Genomic DNA, 22959 nt, shown 5'->3' with positions numbered 1-22959 from the left:
TCCTCTGAGAGTTCGGGGCAGCCCTAGGCTACGCGGCGCGCGCCGCCCCAAGCGCCACGAGTCCTCGCCAGCCCATCGCCGTGGTCACCGGTCGCGGCGACAAGGCGACGCCGACGCATTTGCTGAGCGCGATGCCCCGCATTCTCGCAAGGAGGTTGGCGTCGACCCTCCCGGTGAGCCTGCCGTACTCGGCCACGGCGTCGTCCACGCCCTCGCGCGGCATGAGCGTGTAAGCGAAGCCAAGATCGACGGCAGGGTCACACATCGCCATCGAGCCCCAGTCCACGATCCCGCCAAAGGCTCCGCCGTGGCTGAGCACGTTCGCTCCGTGGAGGTCGGCGTGGGACCACACCCATTCGGCATGCTCGCTTGCCGCGAGCGCTTCGGTCCAGATAGCCGCGGCTGCTTCTGTGTCAATGCGTTCGCCAGCAGGTCCGATAGTGGCGGCAAGTCGAGCGACGCGCTCGCGAACCTTCACGTCGCGATCCGCCATCGGGATCGATTGTTCGACGTTGAAAGGGGCGTCGTCCGGCGCGGGCGTATGCACTTGGGCGAGGGCGCGGCCGACGCTGGTGCCGGCGTCGGCGTCAAGGGGGACGGCGTCGGCCGTATCGCCTGGCACCCACGTCACCACCGCCCATGGCCACGGGTAGCCGTGCGAGGGAAGGCCGTGGGCGACGAACGTCGGCGCGGGGAAGTCCCAGCCGCCTGACAACTGGGGGACCCAATGCATCTCGGCCTGGAGGAAGCGCACGGCGTCTTGAGTGCGCGGTAGCCGCACGGCGAGAGCATCGCCGAGACGGAACATCGCGCAGTCCCATCCGTCGAAGCGCTCGCCGAGTTCAAGGTGCGTGTGGTCGGGCAGTTGCTCGGCGATCAGGGCCGTCACGGTCTCGAGCGTGATCGAGGGATGCGCCACGGGGGGTGTGATGTCGTTGCTCATGAGCCGTCGCCCTTGGTCGCATCCACGGCCCGACGCTAACACTCCGCAGCGGCTGCGGGCGGGCCCTCACGGATGCGCCTCAAGTCCCTCCTGGTAGGTGAGCCGCCCCCTAGGATTTCTCCATCACAAGACTGCGAGAGGTAGGCAATGGAGCACTTCGTCAAGGGCGTCAATCTGGGGGGTTGGCTGTCGCAATACGCGGCCTACGACCACGATCACTTCCGCACGTTCATCACCCGCGGCGACATCGAGCAGATTGCTTCGTGGGGACTCGATCACGTGCGGCTGCCCGTCGACTACCCCCTCTTCGAGTCGGACGACGCTCCGGGCGTGCCGAACGACCAGGGCTTCGCCTACGTTGACGCGTGTCTCGAGTGGTGCGCCGACGCCGGTCTGGCCGTGGTGCTCGATCTGCACGAGGCGCCGGGGTTCACGTTCCGCAACGACCTTGAGGAGGGCGACGCTGCCGGCAACACGCTCTTTGAAGACGCCGCGGTGCAAGACCGCTTCGTGGCGCTGTGGCAGATGGTTGCACGCCGCTATGCCGACGCCCCGGTTCCGCTCGTGCTCGAGCTGCTCAACGAGGTGACGCTTCCCGACAACAGTCGGTGGAACCCGCTCGCAGCTCGCACGGTCGAGGCGATCCATGCGGTGTCGCCTGACGCCGTGGTGATGATCGGGGGTACCCACAACAACGCGGTGAGTGGGCTCGCTGGCCTGGTGGAGATTGACGATCCCCGCGTCATCTACACCTTCCACACTTATGAGCCCTTGTACTTCACGCACCAGAATGCGCCGTGGGCTGCAGGGCCCCGAGAGTGGGGCCAGGCGCCCGCGTATCCCGGCTACCTCGACGGCCTTGCCGAATGGTTGGCAGCGCATCCGCAGCACAACCAGTTTGGGGACGAGCACGTGGACAGGCGGATGGATCGCGAACTCCTGGCCGACGTGGTGGCGCCTGCGGTGGAGTTTGCCGCGCGCACTGGCCGTGAGCTGTATTGCGGCGAGTTTGGCGTGGCCGACTGGGTCGACCCAGGCAGCCGCCGACGCTGGCTGGCGGACTTCTACTCGTTGCTCCGCGAGCACGGCTTTGGGAGCGCCATCTGGACCTACAAGGCGATGGACTTTGGCCTGGTCGACCTCTCAGGCCGGGTGGTTGATGCCGAGTACCTCGCGATCGTGACCGGGGACGCCTAGGTTGGGGCTACTCGTTGGCTTGCCCGGTGAGGGTGCGTGAGTGCCCCGCAGCTCTGGGGTGACGTGCCTTGAGGGTGCCTCAGTGCCCCGCAGGCGGGTTGGGTTCGCCGGGGGTCGTTGACATCACCGTTCCGGCCGCCACACTGACGGGCTCGTCGGCGAGATCAGCCAGGTCGATGCGAGGCAGATCGACGTCGTCCTGATCGGCGACGGGCGCGCGCACCAGAGTCCAGGTCGCCCAGCCGCGACTCAGCAACTGGTGGTCCGTGTCGGGCTCTTCCCCTGGCTCCACCTTTGCGTAGGTCAGGTTGACGAAGCCGACGCCCTCCTCCTTGACGCGCGCCTGCACGGCACCGAAGCTGGCGAGCGTCGCCGGACGAATGCCGCGCAGCTTCTCCAGGGGAACATCAGGGATGTTGACGTTCAGCACCCTGTCGCCAATGTCGTGGTCGGTGAGCCACTCGAGGCTGCGGTCGACCACGGCGCGAGCGGTCGGCCAGTGTTGGGGCTCCGCAGAGGCGATTGATACCGCCATGCCGCGCACGCCGTGCGCGGCGGCCGAAAGCGCGGCACCCACGGTGCCCGAGTGCAGCACCGCACGCCCCGTGTTGGCGCCGATGTTGATTCCCGAGAGCACGATGTCGGGCGTGAAGCCGAAGGCCCCCGAGCTCGCCACAAAGCCGATCAGGCCCGGCGCGGCCTTGACCCCGAACGCCTTGACACTGGCGTCGAGTCCGGGAGGCCTGCCGTCCACAAAGACGAGTTGCCCGTCCTCCTCGTGCGACATCAGAGCGGCGCTCGATCCCGAGTATTGGTGGTGCGGGGCGACAACGGCCACCTCGTGACCTGCGGCGAGGGCCGCGTCGGCCAAGACCGTCAATCCCGCCGAGCCGATCCCGTCGTCGTTGGTGACAAGTACGCGCATGTCAGACGCTCCTCTCCGTATCGGTGTCGCCGGCGTCGGCGTCGGTATCGCCAGCGTCGGTGACCTCGATCTTGTCGGCGAAACGCTCGATTTGCTCGCGCCTACCGGAGCCGAGCCCGCGTCTTGCGACGTTGAGCGTCCCCGCGGCCGCGCCCAACCGCAACGCGTCCTCGATGTCGAGGCCCCTGGCCAGGCCGACGGCGATGCCGGCGGTCATCGAGTCGCCAGCGCCGCGATGCACGACGGGCCGGATGGCGGGGCTTGACACCAGGCGTGCGCCATTAGCGGTGACGAGCAGCGCTGGTTTGTCTGCCCGCGAGATGACCACGGCGGTGATGCCTCGCTCCACGAGGGCCTCCGCTGCGGCGCGCAAGGTGGCCAGGTCGTCGTGCTCCGCAAGGCCGGCGGCGAGCACCTCCTCATGGCTCATCTTGAGAACGGTGGGGGCCTCGGCAATCACCGCCAGCGCCGCGTCGCCCGCCACGTCAGCAACCACGGGGATGCGCGCGGTTCGCACGTCGGCCACCAAGCGGCCAAAGAAGTCGGGCGGGACCAGTTCCGGTGGGTCAACTCCCGTGATCACGGCGGCCTTCGACTCGAGGGCGTCCACCAGAGCCATGCCGTAGAGGTCGTCCAGGTCGTGGCGGTCGAGTGGTGGCGGGGGCATGGTGGCGACCTCGACGCGCTCGCCGCTGCGCAGGTCAACGACGGCAGCGCCGGTGCCAGCGCCAACGCCCACATCCATCACGGTGATGCCGTCCGCGATGAGGAGGTGGCGCAAGGGCTCGCCCAGTTCGCCTCCGAGCGGCGCGCAGATGCTGACATTCGCGCCGAGCGCCGCCGCCATACTGGCGACCCACGCGCCCTGGCCGCCTGGGTGCATGTGGATGGTCGGCTTGGCGTCTCCGCCATCGCCACCAGGATCGTCGGTGATCTCTACGACGACGAGGGGGGCGGGTGCCAACACGGAGATGCGAGGGCCTGCGGCGGGCGTGACGTTGCTCGCATCGGCAGCGCTTTCTGGGCGAGATTCGCTCATCTTTGCCATGGTAAACGGCGTTAGTGAGACGCGCGCAGTGGGGCGCTCTCTGTCCCGGCTCCGTCCACCATGCCGTCGAGCACCTCGGCCACAGTCTCCAGCGCCGAATAGCGCGGCTGCCATCCGAGGTGGGCGCGCGCCTTGTCCGACGACATCAGGGCGACGGACGCGGCCATGTCGAGCCAACCGGGGCTGACGGGCACCACTCGCGTGTTCCAGGCTGCCGAGATCGCCGCGCGCAGGGCAGGCGCGGGAGTCTCTTTGAATCGGCCGCCCGAGAGCAAGCCCGCAATCTCGGTCCCGCCCAGAACATCGTCGGCCGCGACGTTGAATGCCCCGCCCGGCCGCAGCCTGACAGCGGCAAGATAGGCCTGCGCCACGTCGTCCGCATGGAGGGCCTGAATCCTGGTGCCGCGCGGCCACGCGATCGCAGGTAGGTGGCCGCTCAGAGCGCTCGCGGGCACCCAGGGGCCGAAGAAGTACCGCATGATCTCCGAGCCCGCATCGCGCTGGAAGATGAGCGCCGGTCTGAGCCTGGTGATGAGCACCTCGGGGTGGTTGGTCTCGTGCTCATCGAGCAGCGTCTCCAGGTCCGCTTTGTCAACGCTGTACTCGCTGGTGGGGATGCCCTTGGTGGGCCACGACTCGTCGTGCAGGGCGTCGTCGTGGCAGGGCGAGTAGGCGCCAACGGAAGACGCGACCACCACGTGATCAACCCTCGCCGCACGCGCGGCCGCAAGAACGCGGGATGACCCCAGGACGTTGGTGCGGCGCAAGCGAGCCCTGTCATGGTTGGGCTGGATCGCCCAGGCCAGGTGGATCACAGCGTCGGCGCCATCCATCGCGCGGGCAAGGGCGTCGCTCACCTTTGCTGCGTCACTCGCGCCAAGGTCGACGCTGTGCCACGTCGCGACGTCGTAGGGCGGGCCAGGGGTGCGTCGCGGTATCCGTCGCGCCAGGCCGACCACTTCGGTGACGTCGTCCGCCTCGCGCAGCGCTCGCAGGACCGCCGTGCCGACGTTGCCACTGGCCCCTGTGACGACGATCTTCATGAGCTCCTCCTGAGGGGTGCTGATCGGGCGACAGTCTCCATGCTAGATCGGCGTGGTCGACGGACCACGGGCTCGGACGGCCGGGGCCATGAACGTAGGCTGGGGGTAATGACTACTCCCACGCGTCCGCCGCGCCCCGTCCACACCGCGACGGTCTCTCGCACCAAGGTGAACGCGACCGACATGGTGCGCGTGATCCTCACCGGCGAGGGCCTGCGCGCGCTGCCAGAGCTCACGTTCACTGACCACTACGTGAAGTTGATGTTTGGCGACGTGACACGGACCTACACGGTGCGCTGGTTCGACCGTGTCGCGAACGAAATGGCGATCGACTTTGTGATCCATGGCGACGAGGGGTTGGCGGGGCCGTGGGCGGCGCGCGCGCAACCTGGGGACGAGATTTCGTTCATGGGGCCCGGCGGGGCTTGGGCTCCCGCTCCCGACGCCGATGCGCACTTGTTGGTGGGAGATGAGGCGGCCATTCCGGCTATCGCCGCCGCGCTCGACGCTTTGCCGGCCGATGCCCGTGCGTGGGTGTTCCTGGAGGTGGCATCGGCCGCGCACCACCAGCCGCTGCGAGTGCCGTCTCGCACCACGGTCACGTGGGTGCATCGCGACGAACACGGGCTGCCCTATGGCGAGGCGCTGGTGCGGGCGGTGATCGCTTCGGGCGTGCCGGATGGCGTGGTGGAGGCGTTTGTGCACGGCAACGCGGACATGGTGAAGCCCCTGCGACGGTTTCTGTTCCGTGAGGTGGGGCTTGATCGCGCACGGGTGTCCATTTCTGGGTACTGGCGTACCGGACTGAACGAGGACGGCTGGCAGTCGAGCAAGAAGGAGTTCAACGCCGCGATGGAGGCGGAGGACTTGACCTGACGGGGTGTGCTCGGCCACTGGCCCCCCATCGCTGCGGGGCACTCACGTACCCCTTTTTGCGCCGCCCCGCGCCCTGCGGGGCACTCACGCACTCTGCGCGCCGCCCCGCGCCCTGCGGGGCACTCACGCACCTTGCGCGCCGCTGGTGTACCTTCCCTGACACACCGCGGGTACGAACCTCGGCGTGTCGCGGGCGGCGCGCCGGTCGAGCGCCGTGCCTGGTGTCAGGGAGGGTCCGCTGAGGTGCCGACAAGTCCCGAGGAGCACCGGTAGGCCGGCCCGACTGGGCCCAGTCGCGGGCGATCTTCGTCGCTCGCCCCGGCTCGCCCCGCGCTTCGTCAACCGCCGCGACCCGCGTCCGTCAACCGCCGTCACCCGCGTCCGTCAACCGCCGCCATCGCTCGCGCAGGAACCGCGCGAAGCGCTCCGAGTGTTTCACCAGGGTGTGAGTCCCACTCCACTCGCACCTCCCGGGTGTAGGCTCGCCGCGCCTGACGACCGACCACGATGAGGTGTGTGATGAGCGAGCAGACCAGCACGCGCGAGGGCTTCCGCCGCGCAACCGTCCCTGACCAGAGCGGCTTCTTCGGAGCCTTCGGCGGCCAGTTCCTCCCGCCGCAACTTGAAGGCCCCTTCGCGGAGATCACCAGGGCGTATCACGAGATCGAGAACGACGCCGCGTTCATCAACGAGCTGCGCTACATCCGCACGCACTTCCAAGGACGGCCGACGCCGGTCTACCACGCGCGCACGCTCTCACTGGAGAACGGCGGGGCTCAGATCTACCTCAAGCGCGAGGACCTCAACCACACCGGGGCGCATAAGCTCAACCACTGCATGGGCGAGGGCCTGCTCGCCAAGTACATGGGCAAGAAGAAGCTGATTGCGGAGACGGGCGCAGGCCAACATGGCGTCGCGCTCGCGACCGCCGCGGCGCACTTTGGCCTCGAGTGCGAGATCCACATGGGCCAGGTCGACATCGAGAAGCAGGCTCCCAACGTCAGCCGGATGCAGTTGCTCGGTGCGACGGTTGTCCCCGTCACGCACGGGCTGCGCACGCTCAAGGAGGCCGTGGACTCGGCGTTCGAGGCGTACCTGGCCGACTACGAGAACTCGATCTACTGCATCGGCTCCGTAGTGGGGCCGCACCCATTCCCGATGATGGTGCGCGACTTCCAAAAGGTGGTGGGCATCGAGGCACGCGAGCAGTTCCACGAGATGACGGGCAACCTTCCCGACGTCGTCGAGGCTTGCGTGGGCGGCGGGTCCAACGCGATTGGCATGTTCTCGGCGTTCCTGGACGACCCGGTGGAGCTCATCGGGGTGGAGCCGCTCGGCCGCGGCACCGAGGTGGGCGAGAACGCCGCGACCATGACGTACGGCACCCCCGGCGTCATCCACGGCTTCAACTGCTACCTCCTCCAGGACTCCGAGGGAAACCCGTCGCCCGTGTACTCGTGCGCGAGTGGGCTGGACTACCCGGGCGTCGGGCCGGAGCACAGCTACCTGAAGGACACCGGCCGCGTCCGCTACGTCACGGCGAGCGACGACGACTGCCGCGACGCGTTCTTCGCGCTGAGCCGCAAAGAGGGAATCATCCCGGCGCTCGAGAGCGCGCACGCCGTGGCGCATGCTCTGGTCACGGCCCGCGAGATGGGCACGGGGACCGTGCTAGTGAACCTCTCCGGGCGCGGCGACAAGGACATGGACTACGTGATAGAGAACTGGGGCATCGGGCAGTAGGGCCACGAGACAGTAGGGGGCAATCGCCGACGTTCTCGCGGGTGTCTAGCGCGGCGCGCCGCCGAGGTGCCGGGCGAGCGCGCGAACGGCGTCCGCGAGTTCGGCAGGCTCGATCACCTCGACCGGCGCGGTGAGCGCAAGGCGCGCAACCGTCATCGTGAGTCGGCCGAGGTCTTCACTACGGATCTGAACGACGCAGCGGTCACCCTCCGTCTGGACGGGAGTGTGATCGATCCACCGCAGCACGCCCTGGAGTTCGGCGGCCGTGGCGTCGATGGCGAGCGTCGCCTCAACGTGGCGCGGGGTCGAACCGAGGGCGCTCGCGACGAAGGCCGCCGCGCCCCCGCCAGGGATATCGCGAGGTGTGAAGTGGCTCCCCACCGCGCGCGGGTCCTGGATCCGGTCGAGGCGAAACATCCGCCAGTCGGCGCGATCGTGGTCCCACGCCACCAGGTACCAACGTCGGCCGGCGGTCACCAACTGGTGTGGCGCGACGCGGCGGCGGCTCGCTTCGCCCTCGCTTGACTGGTACCCGAAGCGCACATCCTCGTGGTCGCGACAGGCAGCGGCGAGCACGCTGAGCGCCTCGGGATCGACCACGTGGTCGTCGGACAGGACGGGTGCCGACGTGACGCTTGAGTGCAGCGCCGAGACCCGCCGCCGCAGGCGGTGGGGTAGGAGCGCCTCGATCTTGGTGAGCGCGCGCAACGAGGTTTCCTCGATACCGTCGATCGCGGCGCCAGCGGCGTAACGCAGCCCCACGGCCACCGCGACGGCCTCGTCATCGTCGAGGACGAGCGGTGGAAGGTGCGCCCCCGATGCAAGCCGATAGCCGCCGAACTTGCCCGACGTGGCATCCACCGGGTAGCCCAGTTCGCGGAGCCGGTCAACGTCCCGGCGCACGGTGCGCTCCGTGGTCTCAAGGCGGTCGGCCAGTTCGGTGCCGCGCCAGAACCGATGCGTCTGCAGCAGCGAGAGCAACTGCAGCGCTCGGCCGGTGGGGTCTTTCCGCATGTCCAAAGTCTCGCACGTTTAGAGGACTGAATCTGTCCGCAATGCTTCCTACGGTGGTGGCACCCAACACGCCGAACCCAGCGTCGGCGCCCCATTGAAAGGACACGACATGACCAACCCCAGCGCTTTCCCGGAGCCCACCCTTGTCTCAGTGAACGGCGTGGAACTCGAAGTCTTCGAGGCCGGTCAAGTGAACTTCGGCAAGCCCATCGTGCTCTGCCACGGCTGGCCGGAGCACGCCTACTCGTGGCGACACCAGGTGCCAGCCCTCGTCGCGGCTGGCTACCACGTCATCGTCCCCAATCAGCGGGGCTACGGAAACTCATCCCGCCCCACCGAGGTGACGGACTACGACCTCACTCATCTGACAGGCGACCTGGTCGCGCTGCTCGATTACTACGGATACAAGGACGCGACGTTCGTGGGTCACGACTGGGGCGCCATGGTGGTGTGGGGGCTGACACTGCTCCACCCCGAGCGCGTCACCCAGGTGATCAACCTCAGCCTGCCGTACCAGGAGCGAGGTGAGATGCCGTGGATCGAGGGGATGGAGCAGTTCCTCGGTGGTGACTTCTACTTTGTGCACTTCAACCGGCAGCCGGGCGTGGCCGATGCGGTGCTCGACGCCAATACGTCGCAGTTCTTGCGCAATCTGTACCGCAAGAACCTGCCTGCCGTGCCGCCCGAGCCGGGGATGATGATGATCAACCTGGCCCAAGCGAAGACCCCGGCAGGTGACCCGGTCATGAGCGACGCGGACCTCGGGGTCTACATTTCCGCATTCGAGCGCTCGGGGTTCACGGGCAGCATCAATTGGTATCGGAATCTTGACCGCAATTGGCACCTGTTGGCGGAGGTCGAGCCGGTCATCCAGCAGTCCGCGCTCATGGTCTACGGCGAACAGGACATGGTGGCCAAGTCGGCCAACCTCGCCCAGTTCGTGCCGAACGTGGATGTGGTGAGCCTCGATTGCGGCCACTGGATCCAGGAGGAGCTGCCGGAGCAACTCAATGACCTCATGGTGGCCTGGCTTGAGAAGCAGGACGGCGCGTCCGTCCGGTAGTGGGCAGACGCGGGTTGGGATCAGGCGCACCGGTGACGGGTAGCTAGCCCTCCTGCGGGGCCGGGCCCAGGCGCTTGCGCATCTGCACAGCGGTGGCCTCGTAGTCGAGCGACTCGTAGAGGCCGCGCGCGACAGCGTTGGAACCCACCACGTTGAGCCCGAGCGTGCGCGCGCCGTGCTCGTATGCGTACTCCTCACCAAGGAGCATCGCAGTGCGGCCATAGCCATGCCCGCGCTGAGTGGCATCGATCTCGATGTCCCATACCCACCACGCGGCGGGATCGTCGCTGGTGTCTGGACCGACCCACAGGTAGCCCACGACGGCGCCCGCCTCGTTGAGGACGTCGAAGACGGCGTAGCCGTGTGCGGGGCGGCCGTCGGGGAATGCGGGGTCGATGAACTTGGCTGCGTGGTGGGTGGCGTCCTCGCGTGTGCGGCCGCCTGCGACCAGTTCGTCGATGTACTGAGCGTTGGACGTCGCGAGCCACTGGGGCAGGTGGTCTGCGCTCATCGGCCTGAGAGTGATCGGCATGCCTGAAGTGTTCCACGAGGCGACGACGCTTGCTCGCGATCGACGTGCCTCTGGGTTCGCGCGAAGCGGGCAAGAGGAGCGCGCCACTGCAGACGATCTCGACCAGCACTGCGGTGCTAGCGTGACGCCGTGACCCGCCGCTCGGCCTTTGTGACGCTCGCGCCGCTCGTGTTTGTGCTGTCTGGAACGTTCCAGTACATCGGCGCCGGAGTGGCCGTGGGGCTGTTCGACCGCATGCCCGCGGCCTCGGTCGCATGGTCAAGGATCGCGATCGCGGCGGTGGTGTTGGTCCTGCTGATGCGCCCATGGCGGCGCCGCTGGACCCGTCGGACCTGGTGGCGAGCGTCGGCCTTTGGCGCGGTGCTGGCGGGCATGAATATCGCCTTCTACCTGGCGCTCGAGCATCTTCCCCTGGGCACCGCCGTCGCGATCGAGTTCATTGGCCCGGTGGCCGTCGGCGCTTTGACGGGTCGCGGCTGGCGAGAACGTGTGGCCATCGCGCTTGCCGCCGTTGGCGTGGTGATGATTGTGGGCGTGACGCTCGACATCGGCGGCGCCGACGCTGCCGTCGGCTTGGCCTGGATACTGTTGGCCGCCGGGGGCTGGGCTGGGTACATCATGCTGGGCCGCAAGGTTGCGACTCCCCGACCGGGGGAGCCATCCGGGCTGGAGTCGCTGTCGGTGTCGATGGCAGTGGGTGCCTTGATCTACGCCCCCTTCGGGCTGCCAGGCATGGTCACCGGAGACGCGCCACCCATCGCCGATCCCGGCCTGCTGGCGCTGCTCCTCGTGGTGGCGGTGTTCTCGTCCGTGTTGCCGTACGGCATCGATCAACTGGTGTTGCGCCACGCGCCCACGGCGCGCTTCTCCGTGTTGCTGTCCGTGTTCCCCGCCACCGCACTGCTGGTGGGGGTGGTGATGCTCGCGGAGGTCCCCACACTCGTCGAGGCGATCGGCTTGGTCGCGGTCTCGGCGGCGATCGCGCTGACCTCGCAGCGAGAGCCCGCCCACTTGGAGACCGTGGTTCCGCCCGAGTAGGTGCCGTCTCCCAAGCTCGCGGGCATTCCTGCGAGATGTCCTCTCGACGTCGTGCCTCAGTGGGACGATGCTCCTACGGGCGGGTACCAGCAGGAGGTGTGGCGTGCGAGGCGAAGCGACGGTGCTGCATGCTGACCTCGACGCTTTCTACGCCTCTGTAGAACAGCGAGACACGCCGTCGCTGCGGGGACGGCCCTTGATCGTCGGCGCTGGCGTGGTGGCGGCCGCGAGTTACGAGGCGAAGGCCCGCGGAGTGCGTACAGCGATGGCGACCTCGAGAGCGCGCGCGTTGTGTCCCGAGGCCGTCGTGGTCGCGCCCCGGATGGAGGCTTACTCTGCGGCAAGCCGCGCCGTTTTCGCGATCTTCTACGACACCACGCCGCACGTGGAGGGCCTGTCGATCGACGAGGCCTTCCTCGAGGTGGGCGGGCTGCGACGCATCGCCGGCACCCCCGAACAGATTGCTGTGCGGCTGCGAGAGCGCGTCCGGACCGAGGTGGGGCTCGCGATCTCGGTGGGCGTCGCGCGCACCAAGTTCCTCGCCAAGGTCGCGAGCGCCGTCAGCAAACCCGACGGGCTGCTCGTCGTGGAACCCGACCGCGAAGAGGCCTTCCTCCATCCGCTCCCGGTGGAACGCCTCTGGGGTGTCGGGGCCGTGACCGCCCAGAAGCTGCACTCACGAGGCATCCATACCGTCGGGCAACTGGCGGAGTTGGAGACGGAGATGGCCGAACGCCTCTTGGGTAGAGCGGCGGGCGCGCACCTGCACGCCCTCGCGAGACTGCGTGATCCGCGACCGGTGGAGGACGCCAAGCGGCGCAGTTCGATCGGCTCGCAACGCGCGCTGGGCAACCGTCCGCGCACTCTCGATGAACTCGCGCTCATCGTCACCCAGATCATGGACGGGCTCGCGAAGCGACTGCGCGAACGAGAGTCCTCGTGCTCGACCATCACGGTCCGCGTGCGCTTTGGCGACTACACGAGTGCGACGCGTTCGCGGACGTTGGGTGCTCCCACCGATCGCACGGAGGTGCTGCTCGGCGCCGCGCACACGTTGCTGACGAGCGTGGCGCGCGAAGTCTCCGAGCGCGGCGTGACGCTCATCGGTGTCTCGCTTGCGGGTCTGGTGCGGTCCGGTGACGTCCAGCCAGAGCTGCCACTGGATTGGCACGACGGCGCGCGCATCGACTCGGCGCTCGATGCCGTTCGCAACCGCTTTGGGGCGGCGGCCGTCACGCGCGCGGCGCTGATAGGACGCGACGCTGGCTTGAGCGCGCCGCGGCTCCCGGAGCACGAGTAAGACCTCGAACCGCATGCCGAGGCACTGTGCGGCGATCCACCAAGTGGGCCCCGTGGGGCTCGAACCCACGACCCGCGGATTAAAAGACCCTGGTGATGGGCGACCGGCTCAGACCGACCTGGCCCTTTTGAGCGTGGAACTGACCGTCCTGAGCACCGCTGGGAGCCAAGCCGGGCGAGGACGGTCGACCTCGGTCGCTCACGCAAGCGGCGCGGTCGGAGGGGATTCTGGAGGGGATCTACGACCCGCTGCCCTCAGGATGTCTCGCAACCGAGAAGTCGAACTCCCGTCCAACATCGTCGAGTGTGGCGAGCAAAGACTGGTAGCGATCCGACTGATGGGGCAGTGTCGACCAGATTCCGAGCGTGTGACAGACCGACACGAGTTGGTAGTTCAGGGCGAGCGGCGCGCCGTCGTACCTTGACGAGTCTGACAAAGCGAACCGGCTGTCCGGCAGGTCGACAGGGTGTGCGTACCCGTCTGCTAACCAGAACGTCGGGTGTGCGAGCTCCGACAGGTGACGATAGTGAACATACAGATCGCGCCCACCCCGGACGGCGGTTGCACGGTTGGAGAGAAGGGGCATCTTGAACTTGTCGAGTTTGCCATGCATCGCCTCACGTTGGGCGATCTCTGTCGCCAGTTCTGCGAGGCCATCGGAGACAGGCATGCCGAGTCCACCCATCTCTCGGAGCATGGTGCGGCGCGACAGTAGGTGGGCGACGTACGCTCGCTCGCCTGCCTGGGATACGTTCGCAGCCCACAATGAAGTAATTGCCGTTTCGAGTGTCTGTCGGATGAGAGGGACCGCCTGCAGGTACATGGCTCTCTCGTAGAGCGCGTCGACGGACTCTGAGATTCTCACCGCATGGTGGGCCCACGCGAGATGAACGAAGCCGGAAGTGATGGTCTGGTCCAGCACCGGCACTTCCACGGAGTCATCAGACACCCAGATTTGTCGCCACGCGCCCACTACACGAGCCAGATGCTCGCCGCTTCGAGCGATTTGCTGTGCGCGCTGGCTATCCACCCGCTGGCCGACTAGTAGGTCGGAAGTGACAGGAGGTTGTTGGTCCACTGACCGTCGGCATGGGTGCGCAAGTGTGCCTCGCCACTGGTCGGATGGACAGCGCCGACCGCTACATACTTGTCACCTTGCCCGACGTGAGCGACGTTGGACTCAATGTCGACCCAGGCGACCATCGCTGGCTTGTCACTGGATCCAACGTGACCAGTCTGGTCGTTGCGCCACTTGTAGGCGGTGATCGTCTCGTGGCTCGCTGCGGTGCTGCCGAAGCGCACATGCGTGATCTCGATGCTCATGGGAGTTGCTGACCTGTCTGAGGGCTGAGGCGGGCGCGTGACCCTAGCCCTCTAGCGGGGCCACGACTAGCACTCTACGCACGAGAGTGCTAATCGCACAAGCGTTCGAATGGCGTGTCCCGATTTTGCTCGCCAGCGGTCGGCAGGCGGCAGGCTTGCACCGCCGTATGAGGTGTCCCGTTGGCTCGGCCTCGCCAGCCTCGCCAGCCTCGCCAGCCTCGCCACGGCCGACGCGGCCTATGCGCACCCTTACCCAAGTAACTACGCGAGCCATGTGGAGAAGTTTGATGGCTCCGTGGCCGAGGGGCGCTAGTGTCGTGGGTATTCACCGCGTCGAACTTCGATGATGAGGGGTGGGGGAATGGTGCTTGGCTCGCTCGATGATGACTTTGCGGAGTATGAGCAGCTCACCGATGAGCAACAGGTCGAGGCCGTTCGCGAGGGCCTTGTGGTACTCGACACCAATGTCGTGTTGAACCTCTACCGCTACGACCAGTCCGCGGCAGACGCGCTCTTCGCCGTCCTGCAACTCATAGGCGATCGCCTCTACGTGCCGCACCAAGTTGCTCGCGAGTTTTGGTCGCGGCGACGCACGGTCATTAGGCAGCGCTCGAAGGACATCGAGGAGATTCTCAAGTCTCTGGAGTCTTTCGGTCAGCAAATTGAAGAGAAACTCTCCTTCTGGCGACGTCGAACGGGGGCACCCGAGGCTGTGTCGGCGGGCCTGTTCGGTGAAGTCGACTCGGCGTTGCAGGGTGCTCGCGAGGACATTGCACTTCGCGCTGGTGAGACGAAGCACGAAGTCGATACGCGCACCGACGCGGTCCTCGGCAGGTTGCGGGTCGTATTCGTGGGCAAGGTGGGCTCGAAATCTGAACCATCCACCCAATCTGCGGATATCGCGGACGGGCTGAAGCGATTCGACCAGAAGGTGCCTCCTGGATACGGCGATACCGACAAGTCGGGTGAGGCCCGCGCTGGCGACTACCTTGTGTGGATACAGGCACTCCGGGAGGCAAAAGCACGGCAGGTTCGCTATCTCGTAGTCGTGACCGAGGACTCGGAGAAGGGGGACTGGTTCGAGCGTGAGGGCGGAGCGACGGTGGGAGCTAACCTTGCGCTCGTTCGTGAGGCCCGCGATTACGCTGGTGCGCAGTTGCTCTTAGTGCGTACCGCGCGACTACTCGACCTCTCGCGCAAAGCGCTCGACGCGCAGATCACTGAGGAGTCACTGAGCTCGATCGACCAGGTCTCGTCCAGCGGATCGCTTTGGACCGACTACGACATCGAACTGTTCATGGAACGTCTTGCGGCGTACTCGTCACTGCATGCACTGGTCGTAGAGGAAGCCGCCGGCAACGGCGGGAGGATATCGCGCGAGCGTATCTACGAGATGGGTGGCTTCGACAGCGACAGAACATTGCGAGGATTCACGCGCCCGACGCGGACGGTGATGAAGCAACTGCAGGCGGAGGAAGCGTTGTCCTCCAAGTCACTGCCCGAACCGCTGGTCGCCGTCTACGAGTCGCCCGATAGCTATGTGCTCGCCTCGCACTTTCTGGTGCCTCGTGAGTTCGTGCAGTGGTTCTGGGGTGATTCCTCGGAGTCGTCTTCCTCGTAGCGCCGATCACCGCGTTGCGGGGCGAAGCGATGGTGGCTAGTCGAGCAGGACAGTGTCCGCGATCCTCAGCGCGACTTCCTCAAGCGACCCATAGTCTGCGGTCGTGAGTCCTGAGTGTGACGCGAGCATCGGGCTCACGTCCCGCATGAGGTCAAACGTCGTGTCGTGTGCGATCGGAATCACGCGGCCTGACCCGAGCAACACTGACAGTTCCTTGTCTGCAATGCCTTCGGAGTCGAGGCTGTCCAGCATTGCTGGAGTCACGAGAACCACGCCCACTCTCGAATTCTTGAGACCTTTGTCGATCTGGCGCATCATGGGAGTTCCGAGCGGCAGATCCTTCTCGCTAAACCAAACGGACACCCCGAAACCGACCAGGAACTCGTAGAACTCCAGCGCTGCGCCGCCTCTGTCAGCCCACGCATGGCAGAGGAACAGGTCGCGGAGGTCGGGCCGAGTCTCCGCAACTCGAACTGCTTGATCGCGTACCGGTCGAAGCGTCTGATACTCACGTGCTGAGTACGTCACGGATGCTCGGCGCGCTCGACTCCTTGACGAGGTACCCCCGCCACTGCCAGAAGACCGGCTTGCGAAACTCGGATGCCTGGGCGGGGGCGGAGGCGGCGAGTAGCTGGGTCGAGGCGAGTAGTAGCCACCTCCGTACCCTCCATAGCGTCCCCCGCACGCGGGGCAGTTCGCAGCACCGCTCGCCGTGCGGTGGCCGTAGACAGGAGCCGTGCATTGAGCCATGGTCGGATTCTACGACGCACCACTGACATCGACTCGGGCTGCCGCGAAGCCGACGGGCCAGCCGAGATGAGCATCGGAGGGGTTTTGAAGGGGATTTGCCTCGAACCACACCCGTGTCGCGACCACCATTCGGTGATCTACCTAGTGGGCCCCGTGGGGCTCGAACCCACGACCCGCGGATTAAAAGTCCGCTGCTCTACCAACTGAGCTAGAGGCCCGCCCCGCAATCCTAAGGGGAGTCGGGGCGCCACTTCATCCTTGGGCGTTCGCGCTCACGCCCGCCTGCGCCGACGTACCATCACCGTGTGCCAAGCCAACGGATCGCGGTCCTCACAGGGGCGGGCATCTCGACAGGCTCCGGCATCCCCGACTTCCGCGGCCCCGCCGGGGTGTGGACCCTCAACCCCGAGCGCGCGCGGTTGCTCGACATCGACGCCTTTGTGCGCGACAGGGAAGTCCGCATCGCCGGATGGCGCGATTGGCGCGACCACCCTGCCTGGACGTCGTCCCCCAGCGCCGCCCACAAGGCGCTCGCCCGCCTCGCCGACGCTGGCCGCCTTGACGTGGTGCTCACCCAGAACTTCGACGGGCTTCACCAGGCCGGCGGGCTCGCGGAGAGCGACGTGGTCGAGATGCACGGCACCCTCCGCACCACGTCGTGCCGGGGGTGCGGCAACAGCGTGAACACGGCCGACGTCGTCGCTGGCCTGGCCGCTAACCCCGACCCAGCCTGCGTGGACTGCGGCGGAGTCCTCAAGCCCGACATCGTCTACTTTGGCGAGATCCTGCCCGCGGCGGCGATCGACCGCGCGGTGCGGGCCGCGACCACGTGCGACGTGTTCATCGCGATCGGCACCAGCCTGTCGGTCTATCCGGTGGCGAGCCTCGCCGGCATGGCGGTGGAGGCCGGCGCCGACCTGATCATCGTCACCGCCGAGCCCACCGACTACGACCGCTACGCGTCAGAGGTGATTCGCGGGCCCATCGACCTGACCGTGCCAGCGCTCGTGAACCGGTTGGTGGCGCCGCCCCTGGTGCACTAGCCGTCCTCGCGAGACCGACACCGTCTTCCGTCCGCCGCGCGCTCCACGGTCCGACACCGTGTGCCGTCCGTCGCCCTTCGCGGTCCGTCGCACCCTGCCGTCGAGAAGTCACTACTGAACTGACAGGTGAGACGCATCTTCCGCAGGGGTCGGCGGGCCAGTGTCGATGCGGTAGTGAGTTTGCTGCATGGGCGGCGTGCCCCGAAGCTGCGACGGGCGCTAGGCGGCCGGGGCTGAAGGGTGACGCCGCGCGCGCACACTCCGCGCGATCCACGTCACGAGCCTCCACAGCAGCACCGTCACCATGCCCACCAGCGCTCCAAGTAGCGCCCCGGAGCCATTGAGAATCACGTCATCGATGTCGGCCACGCGGCGCAGCGTCAGCTGCGCGAGTTCAATGATCACCGACAGTCCGATGCCGGCGATGGTCGCCATGATCACCCGCGCGATGAGCGGCGAGGTGAGCAGCCACACCAGCAGCAGGCCAATCGGTACAAACATCGCGACGTTTCCCCACACGTTCGCGGCCACCGCGTCGGAGGCTCCGGCGCGCAACCCTCGCCGAATCTCCGTGAACGGCTCGAGATTGAGCCCTGCCTGAGCGTCGGGGTCGCCCACGCCAAAGCCGAGCGTTGCCACCAGGATCGCAACGGTCGTCATGGCGAGCAGCACCCAGGGAGTGATCCGCAAGGCGCGACGCATCCCGCCCAGCACCGCGACCAGCACCACCAGCAGCGCGAGGGCAGCGACAACCCCGGCGCCGGCGAGCACCGCCGTGGTGATGCCGAACGATTCCCACATGCGCGCCATCATGTCCCTCCCTGTGGGCGAACAACGACTGAGGCCGCCCATCGGTGCCAGAGCGCGGCCCCCATGTTGACCAGGAGGGATGAAGTCGCCCGTCCATATGGTTGCACTAGTGACCGACCGTTCCGAAGAAGGGAGTCCACGATGACCGACCAGGAACCTCGCGACCAAGACAAGCCCATCGACGTTCCCAACGCGGCCGACCACCGACCAGACCACGCCGGAGCGCCTCCGTGGCAGAGCGGCTCAGGCGATGCGGAGAACCAGAATCCCGACGCCAAGCAGCCGCCTGACTCCCAGATCCAGAAGCAGCAGCGCAGCCAAGGCATGAATCACTCCGGCTGGGAAGGCAAGAAGGGCCCCATCCAGAAGTAGAGACGACGCTGGTAAGGGTCACGCGCCGTCCTAAAGTCCCAGCAGCCTGAAGACCACGAAGCCAGCGGCTCCCGCCAGCAGGATCCAGTTGGTGTCTCGCTTCCACACGGCCATCGCGGCGGCGGCGACCGCCATCAGGTGCCACGCACCGAGACTGCGGAAGCCGTCGTCGGCGATGAGCAAGGTATTGGCCGCGATGGCTGCCATTGCTGCGGGCCCCGCAAGCTCGAGGGTGCGCGCCCAGCCGGGTGAGAGCTCGCGGTCGCCCGCGAACAGGGCGATGCCCGAGTAGCGGATCGCGAACGTGAGCGCCGCGGCGAGCACAAAGAGGATCAGAGTGCTCACGGCGCCCCCTCCCGCGGCTCGGCCTCTTCGCCGGTGGGCGCGCCTCTGTACCAAGAGGCCGGTGCCACGAGTCGCGTGACCGCGATGCCTGCGACCGTCGCCACGATCACGTTGGAGCCGTAGGGGAGGTCGCGGCTGATGACGGCCACGGCGGCCGCGATGACGGCCGCCATGATGCCGGGCCTGTCGCTCACGGTGCGCAAAATGATGGCCAAGAACATCAGTGGCACGATGAACCCGATCTGCCACGAAGCGGGGATGACAGGACCCACGAGGATGCCCACGAGCGTGCCGACGATCGCCAGCCCTGCAAAGAGCGAGGCCCCTCCAAGGAAGAACCAGCGGCGCCGCACCGGGTCGGGAATGAGCGGCGTGAAGTGCTTCTCGAAGGCTGCGGCCTGGTCCGTGAGGAGGAATGCGAGCGCGAACCGCCATCGTCGCGGGAACACCTTGTACACGGGGGCAAGCGCGGCGGAGTACAGCGCGAAGCGGGCCTGCACCACGGCAACCGTAGCCAGGATGATGATCCAGGGGGCGCCCTTCACCACCAGGTCGATCAGAGCGAGTTGAGCGGCGCCGGCGTTGATGAGCACGGTGCCGATGCCAGCGGCCCACAGCGGCATACCCGACGCGGCAATCAGCGCGCCCATAGCCAGTCCGAACACGGCCCCGCCGACTGACAGCGGCAGCATCTCCCGCGCGCCCGCAGCGAACTGCTGGCGGAGGTGACGGGGAACGCGCAGGGAGAAGGCATCGCGTTCCGTCACTGACTCAGTGTTTCACGCCTCCACGCGTGTCTTGCCCGGCGCCTGACGACTAGTGCGGGACGGAGTTCACGAACCGAGCAATGGCCGCACCTCGATAGGTGCACCGCAGGCTTCGGAAGCCTGAGCGCCAAGGCGCAGAGCCTCGTTGAGGTCGGCCGTCTCGACCACCCACAGGCCGCCGACGTGCTCGGAAGTCTGGGCGTAGGGGCCAGCGGTAGTGAGCGTCTTGCCGTCCTCGGAGGACACCACTGCGGCCGACGACGGCTCGGCCAGTCCCGCGGCAAACACCCACGCGCCCGTGTCGCGCAGCATGGAGTTGAAGGCACCGACGGCGGCTTGGAACTCGTGCATGCGCTCTTCGCTTGGCTGAGGCACGGAGTAGTCGTTGTGGACGGTGAGCAAGTACTGAGCCACTGGTTGTTCCTTCCTCTCGTTCTGGCACATTGCCAGCAGTTGGACCTTTTGGCTAGACGCCGGCGATCAGGAGCAGAGCGAACGCTGCCGCGCCAAGGGACATTGCCCAACCGGCGGACCGGCGCCACAGCGCCACCCCCACGGCCACCGCCGCCGCAATGTGCCAGGCGCCGAACTCGCGCCAGCCCGACTCGTCGAGGAACAGGGCGTTCACGATGATCGCTCCCATCGCGGTCGGGGCGACGAGCCCCAACGCCCTGCGCACACGCGGCGGAATCTTCTGGGGGTCGCTGAGCAGAGCGATGCCGGAGACGCGGATGATGTACGTGCCGATGGCCACTGCGGTGAAGATCAGGAACACTCTCATAGCCCGCCCTCCGCCTCGTGTTCGGCGGCCTCGGCCACCGACTCGGGCGAGTCGCCGCGGCGGCGCCTGCGTGCATCCGCCCACTCCGCCCACGCAGTGCCGGCCACGATGCCCACCACAATGCCCACCATCACGTTCAGGCCGTAAGGAAGGCCGCGCGTCACGAGCACCACCACGCCGGTGACCGCGAGCGCGACCACGTCCTCGGAGCGACGTAGAGTGGGCACCATCACGGCGATGAACATGAGCGGCACGATGAAGCCGATCTGCCAGGACTCGGGGATGACGGGACCGGCGAGCACCCCCACCAAGGTGCCGACGATCCACACCAACACGAACGGCAGTGCGCCACCCACCACGAACCAGCGCCGCCGCACGGGATCGGGGAAGCGGTCGGCATGGTGGAGCGCCACCACCGCGGCCTGGTCCGTCATGATGTGCGCGAGGCCAAGTTTCCAGCGGCGTGGGAAGGCAGAGAACACGGGCCCGAGCGCCGCCGAGTAGAGGGCAAAGCGCGCATTGATGATCAGCGCGGTGAGCACGGCGATGACGGCCGGCGCATTCGCGCGCACGGACTCGACCACGGAGAACTGGCTGGCGCCAGCCACGACGGACACCGACGCGTACAGGCCCGTCCACGGATTGATGCCGGCGACGGGCACCAGCGCGCCGAAGGCAAGACCGAACGCGGCGGAACCCGGCATGAGCGGCGCGATCGCCTTCAACCCCGCCCAAGCGTCGGCCCATTGAAGGCGGCCTATGCCGAGAATGGGGCCGCCGTTGGCCGCACCGCCGTCGCGGTCCCCCGAGAAAGAGTCGGGCCGTTGGGGTGTCACCGGGCCAGTCTGGCATGCACGGATGACACCGCCAGGCTGGAGCCTCGAACCCGTGTGAGAACCCGGTTCAAGAATGCTTGGAACGCCGGGAACAAGAAGCCTGTCTTCGTCGTTGGGATCGATGTACCCGCCAAGGCGCGAGCCTCACGGGGAGATGTCAGTGCGGCGCCCAGCTCCAACCCCCCCTCGGAGTTGGGCGCCTGCGCTCTCTTCCCGTGGGTCTCGCACTCTGGCGGGCGCGCGGCCGTGTGGCGCCGCGCCAGGCCCGGCTCGGCCTCCCGATGACTTTGTCGAGATGGCTCCGTGCGGCCCGCTAGCGTGAGTCACGGAAGGAGTGGCAATGTCACCCAACAAGATCGTGAAGACCGACGCCGAATGGCGTGCCCAGCTCGGGGACTTCGAGTACAAGGTGTTGCGAGAGGCCGCAACCGAGCGCCCCTGGACCGGCGAACTGCTGGAAGAGAAGCGCGAGGGCGTCTATCGGTGCAGGGCGTGTCAGGCGGAGCTGTTCCGTTCAGACACCAAGTTCGACTCGCACTGCGGCTGGCCCAGCTTCTTCGAGGCCGAGAACGACGCGGTGACCCTCGAAGAGGACCGCAGCCTCGGCATGGTGAGGGTTGAGGCGCGCTGCGCCGCGTGCGACTCCCACTTGGGACACGTGTTCCCCGACGCACCGCAGACTCCCACTGGAAACCGCTTCTGCATCAACTCGGTGTCGTTGACCTTTGACGATGCCGAGCCCGGCGAGGCCGACTAAGTGGTGGAACAACGACGGTACCGCCGCCCGGCGATGCTCGACATGGAGGAAGCCGAGCAGATCGAGGGGGACATCGACCCCTTGGACCGCGCGCTGGTGGCGCACGAGTCTGCCGCGGCTCTCGTGGCCCAGGCCCGCCTCTTGCGCGACCCTGAGGTGACAGCGCGGCTGATCAGGCTCGTGGACGAGGAAGGCATCGACACCGTCGCCATGATGTGGTCGAAGGCCGAGCCGCACACTTTGCCAGGAGCGTTGTGGCGCATCTACATGCTGCGCGAATGGGTGAAGTTCTCCGCCGAGTCGGTCGCCCGCTCCTACCACCACGGCGTGCATGCCGCTCACGTGCGCCACGCGATCGCTGGCGTCGAGGATCCTCCAGGTCCGGACGAGGTGCGCACACTTGCCGACCTGATCCTGTCGGGGGTGTTCTCTGGCGACCTGGCCGTAGCACTTGAGCGGGCAGGGGCCTTCTGCCGCGTGGTCGCGACGGGCGCCGCCTTCGAGGCACAGTCGGACGAGGGTCACGCCGACGCTCGCGCCCACGAGGCGACGGTGCGCGCGGCTCAGCTACTGCGCACGGGAGAAGAGCTCGAACGCTCCGCGGCGCTGTGGCGCGAAGAGAAGCTCGACTGACTCTTTCTGCGCCGCGATGGGCTCGCGTACCGTGTCGTCTTCGTCACTGACTTGACTCGCGAGAAGCTATCCCGCAGTATCGTTAGGGAGGCGTCGGACCGTGGCAGCCCCGGGCTCCAACACCAGCCGCCTAGAGCGGCCTAAGCGCCGTCTGGCGCTCCCGGTCCGGCGCTTCTTCTCTGCCCTCAGGGCCGCGTGC

General features: G+C 67.2%; 27 protein-coding genes and 1 tRNA gene. 12 read left to right on the top strand and 16 right to left on the bottom strand.

The genetic code is table 11. The features are described from left to right. Positions 1–28 precede the first annotated feature (28 nt). Entirely contained in the window at positions 29–943 is a 915-nt protein-coding gene (locus LGT36_RS09990; RefSeq protein ID WP_226095185.1) for a phosphotransferase, read from the bottom strand. A 147-nt stretch (positions 944–1090) separates the two neighbouring features. On the opposite strand from LGT36_RS09990, the gene LGT36_RS09985 reads away from it, so the two are divergent. Then, positions 1091–2140, top strand: coding sequence for a glycoside hydrolase family 5 protein (locus LGT36_RS09985; protein WP_226095184.1), 1050 nt, complete (start codon positions 1091–1093; stop codon positions 2138–2140). Between the two features lie 79 nt (positions 2141–2219). Here LGT36_RS09985 and surE read toward each other — a convergent pair whose 3' ends face one another. The 3 genes from surE to LGT36_RS09970 are packed head-to-tail and all read right to left on the bottom strand — an operon-like array spanning position 2220 to position 5156. Continuing rightward, positions 2220–3065: a 5'/3'-nucleotidase SurE gene (gene surE, locus LGT36_RS09980; RefSeq protein ID WP_226095183.1), complete on the bottom strand. Its 846-nt coding sequence runs from the start codon at positions 3063–3065 to the stop codon at positions 2220–2222. Position 3066: 1 nt separating this feature from the next. Then, positions 3067–4104 carry a 1-phosphofructokinase family hexose kinase gene (locus tag LGT36_RS09975; protein WP_226095182.1) on the bottom strand — a complete coding sequence of 346 codons (1038 nt, stop codon included), beginning with the start codon at positions 4102–4104 and terminating at the stop codon, positions 3067–3069. Between the two features lie 20 nt (positions 4105–4124). Beyond that, the gene (locus tag LGT36_RS09970; RefSeq protein WP_226095181.1) at positions 4125–5156 is read right to left on the bottom strand and encodes an NAD-dependent epimerase/dehydratase family protein; all 1032 of its coding nucleotides are present in this window, start codon (positions 5154–5156) and stop codon (positions 4125–4127) included. Positions 5157–5264: 108 nt separating this feature from the next. On the opposite strand from LGT36_RS09970, the gene LGT36_RS09965 reads away from it, so the two are divergent. Together LGT36_RS09965 and trpB are read left to right on the top strand one after the other, a co-directional pair. Next, complete coding sequence (locus tag LGT36_RS09965) at positions 5265–6032, top strand: siderophore-interacting protein (protein ID WP_226264533.1); 768 nt, start codon at positions 5265–5267, stop codon at positions 6030–6032. Positions 6033–6551: 519 nt separating this feature from the next. Beyond that, positions 6552–7775: a tryptophan synthase subunit beta gene (gene trpB, locus LGT36_RS09960; RefSeq protein ID WP_226095108.1), complete on the top strand. Its 1224-nt coding sequence runs from the start codon at positions 6552–6554 to the stop codon at positions 7773–7775. Positions 7776–7820: 45 nt separating this feature from the next. Here trpB and LGT36_RS09955 read toward each other — a convergent pair whose 3' ends face one another. Then, positions 7821–8789: a YafY family protein gene (locus LGT36_RS09955; protein WP_226095107.1), complete on the bottom strand. Its 969-nt coding sequence runs from the start codon at positions 8787–8789 to the stop codon at positions 7821–7823. A 109-nt stretch (positions 8790–8898) separates the two neighbouring features. On the opposite strand from LGT36_RS09955, the gene LGT36_RS09950 reads away from it, so the two are divergent. Continuing rightward, positions 8899–9852 (top strand): alpha/beta fold hydrolase, encoded by a 954-nt coding sequence (locus tag LGT36_RS09950; RefSeq protein WP_226095106.1) that lies wholly within the window; start codon positions 8899–8901, stop codon positions 9850–9852. A gap of 43 nt (positions 9853–9895) precedes the next feature. Here LGT36_RS09950 and LGT36_RS09945 read toward each other — a convergent pair whose 3' ends face one another. After that, positions 9896–10384, bottom strand: coding sequence for a GNAT family N-acetyltransferase (locus LGT36_RS09945; RefSeq protein WP_226095105.1), 489 nt, complete (start codon positions 10382–10384; stop codon positions 9896–9898). A gap of 129 nt (positions 10385–10513) precedes the next feature. On the opposite strand from LGT36_RS09945, the gene LGT36_RS09940 reads away from it, so the two are divergent. Both LGT36_RS09940 and dinB read left to right on the top strand, forming a co-directional pair. After that, a complete protein-coding gene (locus LGT36_RS09940; RefSeq protein WP_226095104.1) occupies positions 10514–11422 on the top strand; it encodes a DMT family transporter in 909 nt (302 codons plus the stop codon). A 103-nt stretch (positions 11423–11525) separates the two neighbouring features. Continuing rightward, positions 11526–12722, top strand: a complete 1197-nt coding sequence (gene dinB / locus LGT36_RS09935; protein WP_226264532.1) for a DNA polymerase IV — start codon at positions 11526–11528, stop codon at positions 12720–12722. A gap of 238 nt (positions 12723–12960) precedes the next feature. Here dinB and LGT36_RS09930 read toward each other — a convergent pair whose 3' ends face one another. Both LGT36_RS09930 and LGT36_RS09925 read right to left on the bottom strand, forming a co-directional pair. Then, positions 12961–13671 (bottom strand): DUF5677 domain-containing protein, encoded by a 711-nt coding sequence (locus LGT36_RS09930; RefSeq protein ID WP_226096449.1) that lies wholly within the window; start codon positions 13669–13671, stop codon positions 12961–12963. A 92-nt stretch (positions 13672–13763) separates the two neighbouring features. Beyond that, positions 13764–14045, bottom strand: a complete 282-nt coding sequence (locus tag LGT36_RS09925) for a DUF3892 domain-containing protein (RefSeq protein ID WP_226096450.1) — start codon at positions 14043–14045, stop codon at positions 13764–13766. Positions 14046–14154: 109 nt separating this feature from the next. Between LGT36_RS09925 and LGT36_RS09920 the strand changes: the two genes are divergently transcribed. Together LGT36_RS09920 and LGT36_RS09915 are read left to right on the top strand one after the other, a co-directional pair. After that, positions 14155–14358, top strand: coding sequence for a hypothetical protein (locus LGT36_RS09920; RefSeq protein WP_226096451.1), 204 nt, complete (start codon positions 14155–14157; stop codon positions 14356–14358). 48 nt (positions 14359–14406) lie between these two features. After that, on the top strand, positions 14407–15666 hold the full coding sequence (locus tag LGT36_RS09915) for a PIN-like domain-containing protein (RefSeq protein WP_226096452.1): 1260 nt from the start codon (positions 14407–14409) through the stop codon (positions 15664–15666). 36 nt (positions 15667–15702) lie between these two features. On the opposite strand, the gene LGT36_RS09910 is transcribed toward LGT36_RS09915, so the two are convergent. Beyond that, positions 15703–16194, bottom strand: a complete 492-nt coding sequence (locus LGT36_RS09910; RefSeq protein WP_226096453.1) for a toll/interleukin-1 receptor domain-containing protein — start codon at positions 16192–16194, stop codon at positions 15703–15705. Positions 16195–16561: 367 nt separating this feature from the next. After that, positions 16562–16634, bottom strand: a tRNA-Lys gene (locus LGT36_RS09905). Between the two features lie 87 nt (positions 16635–16721). Between LGT36_RS09905 and LGT36_RS09900 the strand changes: the two genes are divergently transcribed. After that, positions 16722–17459: a Sir2 family NAD-dependent protein deacetylase gene (locus LGT36_RS09900; protein ID WP_226096454.1), complete on the top strand. Its 738-nt coding sequence runs from the start codon at positions 16722–16724 to the stop codon at positions 17457–17459. A 219-nt stretch (positions 17460–17678) separates the two neighbouring features. On the opposite strand, the gene LGT36_RS09895 is transcribed toward LGT36_RS09900, so the two are convergent. Then, positions 17679–18272 carry a VanZ family protein gene (locus LGT36_RS09895; RefSeq protein WP_226096455.1) on the bottom strand — a complete coding sequence of 198 codons (594 nt, stop codon included), beginning with the start codon at positions 18270–18272 and terminating at the stop codon, positions 17679–17681. 138 nt (positions 18273–18410) lie between these two features. On the opposite strand from LGT36_RS09895, the gene LGT36_RS09890 reads away from it, so the two are divergent. Beyond that, positions 18411–18641: a hypothetical protein gene (locus LGT36_RS09890; RefSeq protein WP_226096456.1), complete on the top strand. Its 231-nt coding sequence runs from the start codon at positions 18411–18413 to the stop codon at positions 18639–18641. Positions 18642–18671: 30 nt separating this feature from the next. On the opposite strand, the gene LGT36_RS09885 is transcribed toward LGT36_RS09890, so the two are convergent. The 5 genes from LGT36_RS09885 to LGT36_RS09865 all read right to left on the bottom strand — a co-directional run bounded on the left by LGT36_RS09885 (position 18672) and on the right by LGT36_RS09865 (position 21370). After that, on the bottom strand, positions 18672–18986 hold the full coding sequence (locus tag LGT36_RS09885) for an AzlD domain-containing protein (protein ID WP_226096457.1): 315 nt from the start codon (positions 18984–18986) through the stop codon (positions 18672–18674). Continuing rightward, a complete protein-coding gene (locus LGT36_RS09880; RefSeq protein ID WP_226096458.1) occupies positions 18983–19753 on the bottom strand; it encodes an AzlC family ABC transporter permease in 771 nt (256 codons plus the stop codon). The genes LGT36_RS09885 and LGT36_RS09880 overlap by 4 nt, the downstream gene beginning before the upstream one ends. Before the next feature lie 66 nt (positions 19754–19819). Next, entirely contained in the window at positions 19820–20167 is a 348-nt protein-coding gene (locus LGT36_RS09875; protein ID WP_226096459.1) for a YciI family protein, read from the bottom strand. Between the two features lie 52 nt (positions 20168–20219). Continuing rightward, positions 20220–20534, bottom strand: a complete 315-nt coding sequence (locus tag LGT36_RS09870; protein WP_226096460.1) for an AzlD domain-containing protein — start codon at positions 20532–20534, stop codon at positions 20220–20222. Further along, positions 20531–21370 carry an AzlC family ABC transporter permease gene (locus LGT36_RS09865; RefSeq protein ID WP_226096461.1) on the bottom strand — a complete coding sequence of 280 codons (840 nt, stop codon included), beginning with the start codon at positions 21368–21370 and terminating at the stop codon, positions 20531–20533. Before LGT36_RS09865 ends, LGT36_RS09870 begins: the two co-directional genes overlap by 4 nt. A 340-nt stretch (positions 21371–21710) precedes the next feature. On the opposite strand from LGT36_RS09865, the gene msrB reads away from it, so the two are divergent. Both msrB and LGT36_RS09855 read left to right on the top strand, forming a co-directional pair. After that, positions 21711–22127: a peptide-methionine (R)-S-oxide reductase MsrB gene (gene msrB / locus LGT36_RS09860; RefSeq protein WP_226096462.1), complete on the top strand. Its 417-nt coding sequence runs from the start codon at positions 21711–21713 to the stop codon at positions 22125–22127. After that, positions 22128–22760 (top strand): hypothetical protein, encoded by a 633-nt coding sequence (locus LGT36_RS09855; protein WP_370634252.1) that lies wholly within the window; start codon positions 22128–22130, stop codon positions 22758–22760. It abuts the gene before it with no gap. Positions 22761–22959 lie beyond the last annotated feature (199 nt).

Origin of the sequence: Demequina sp. TMPB413 (assembly GCF_020447105.2) — a bacterium.
Lineage (GTDB): Bacteria > Actinomycetota > Actinomycetes > Actinomycetales > Demequinaceae > Demequina.
This window is presented reverse-complemented; position numbering and strand designations above follow the sequence as displayed.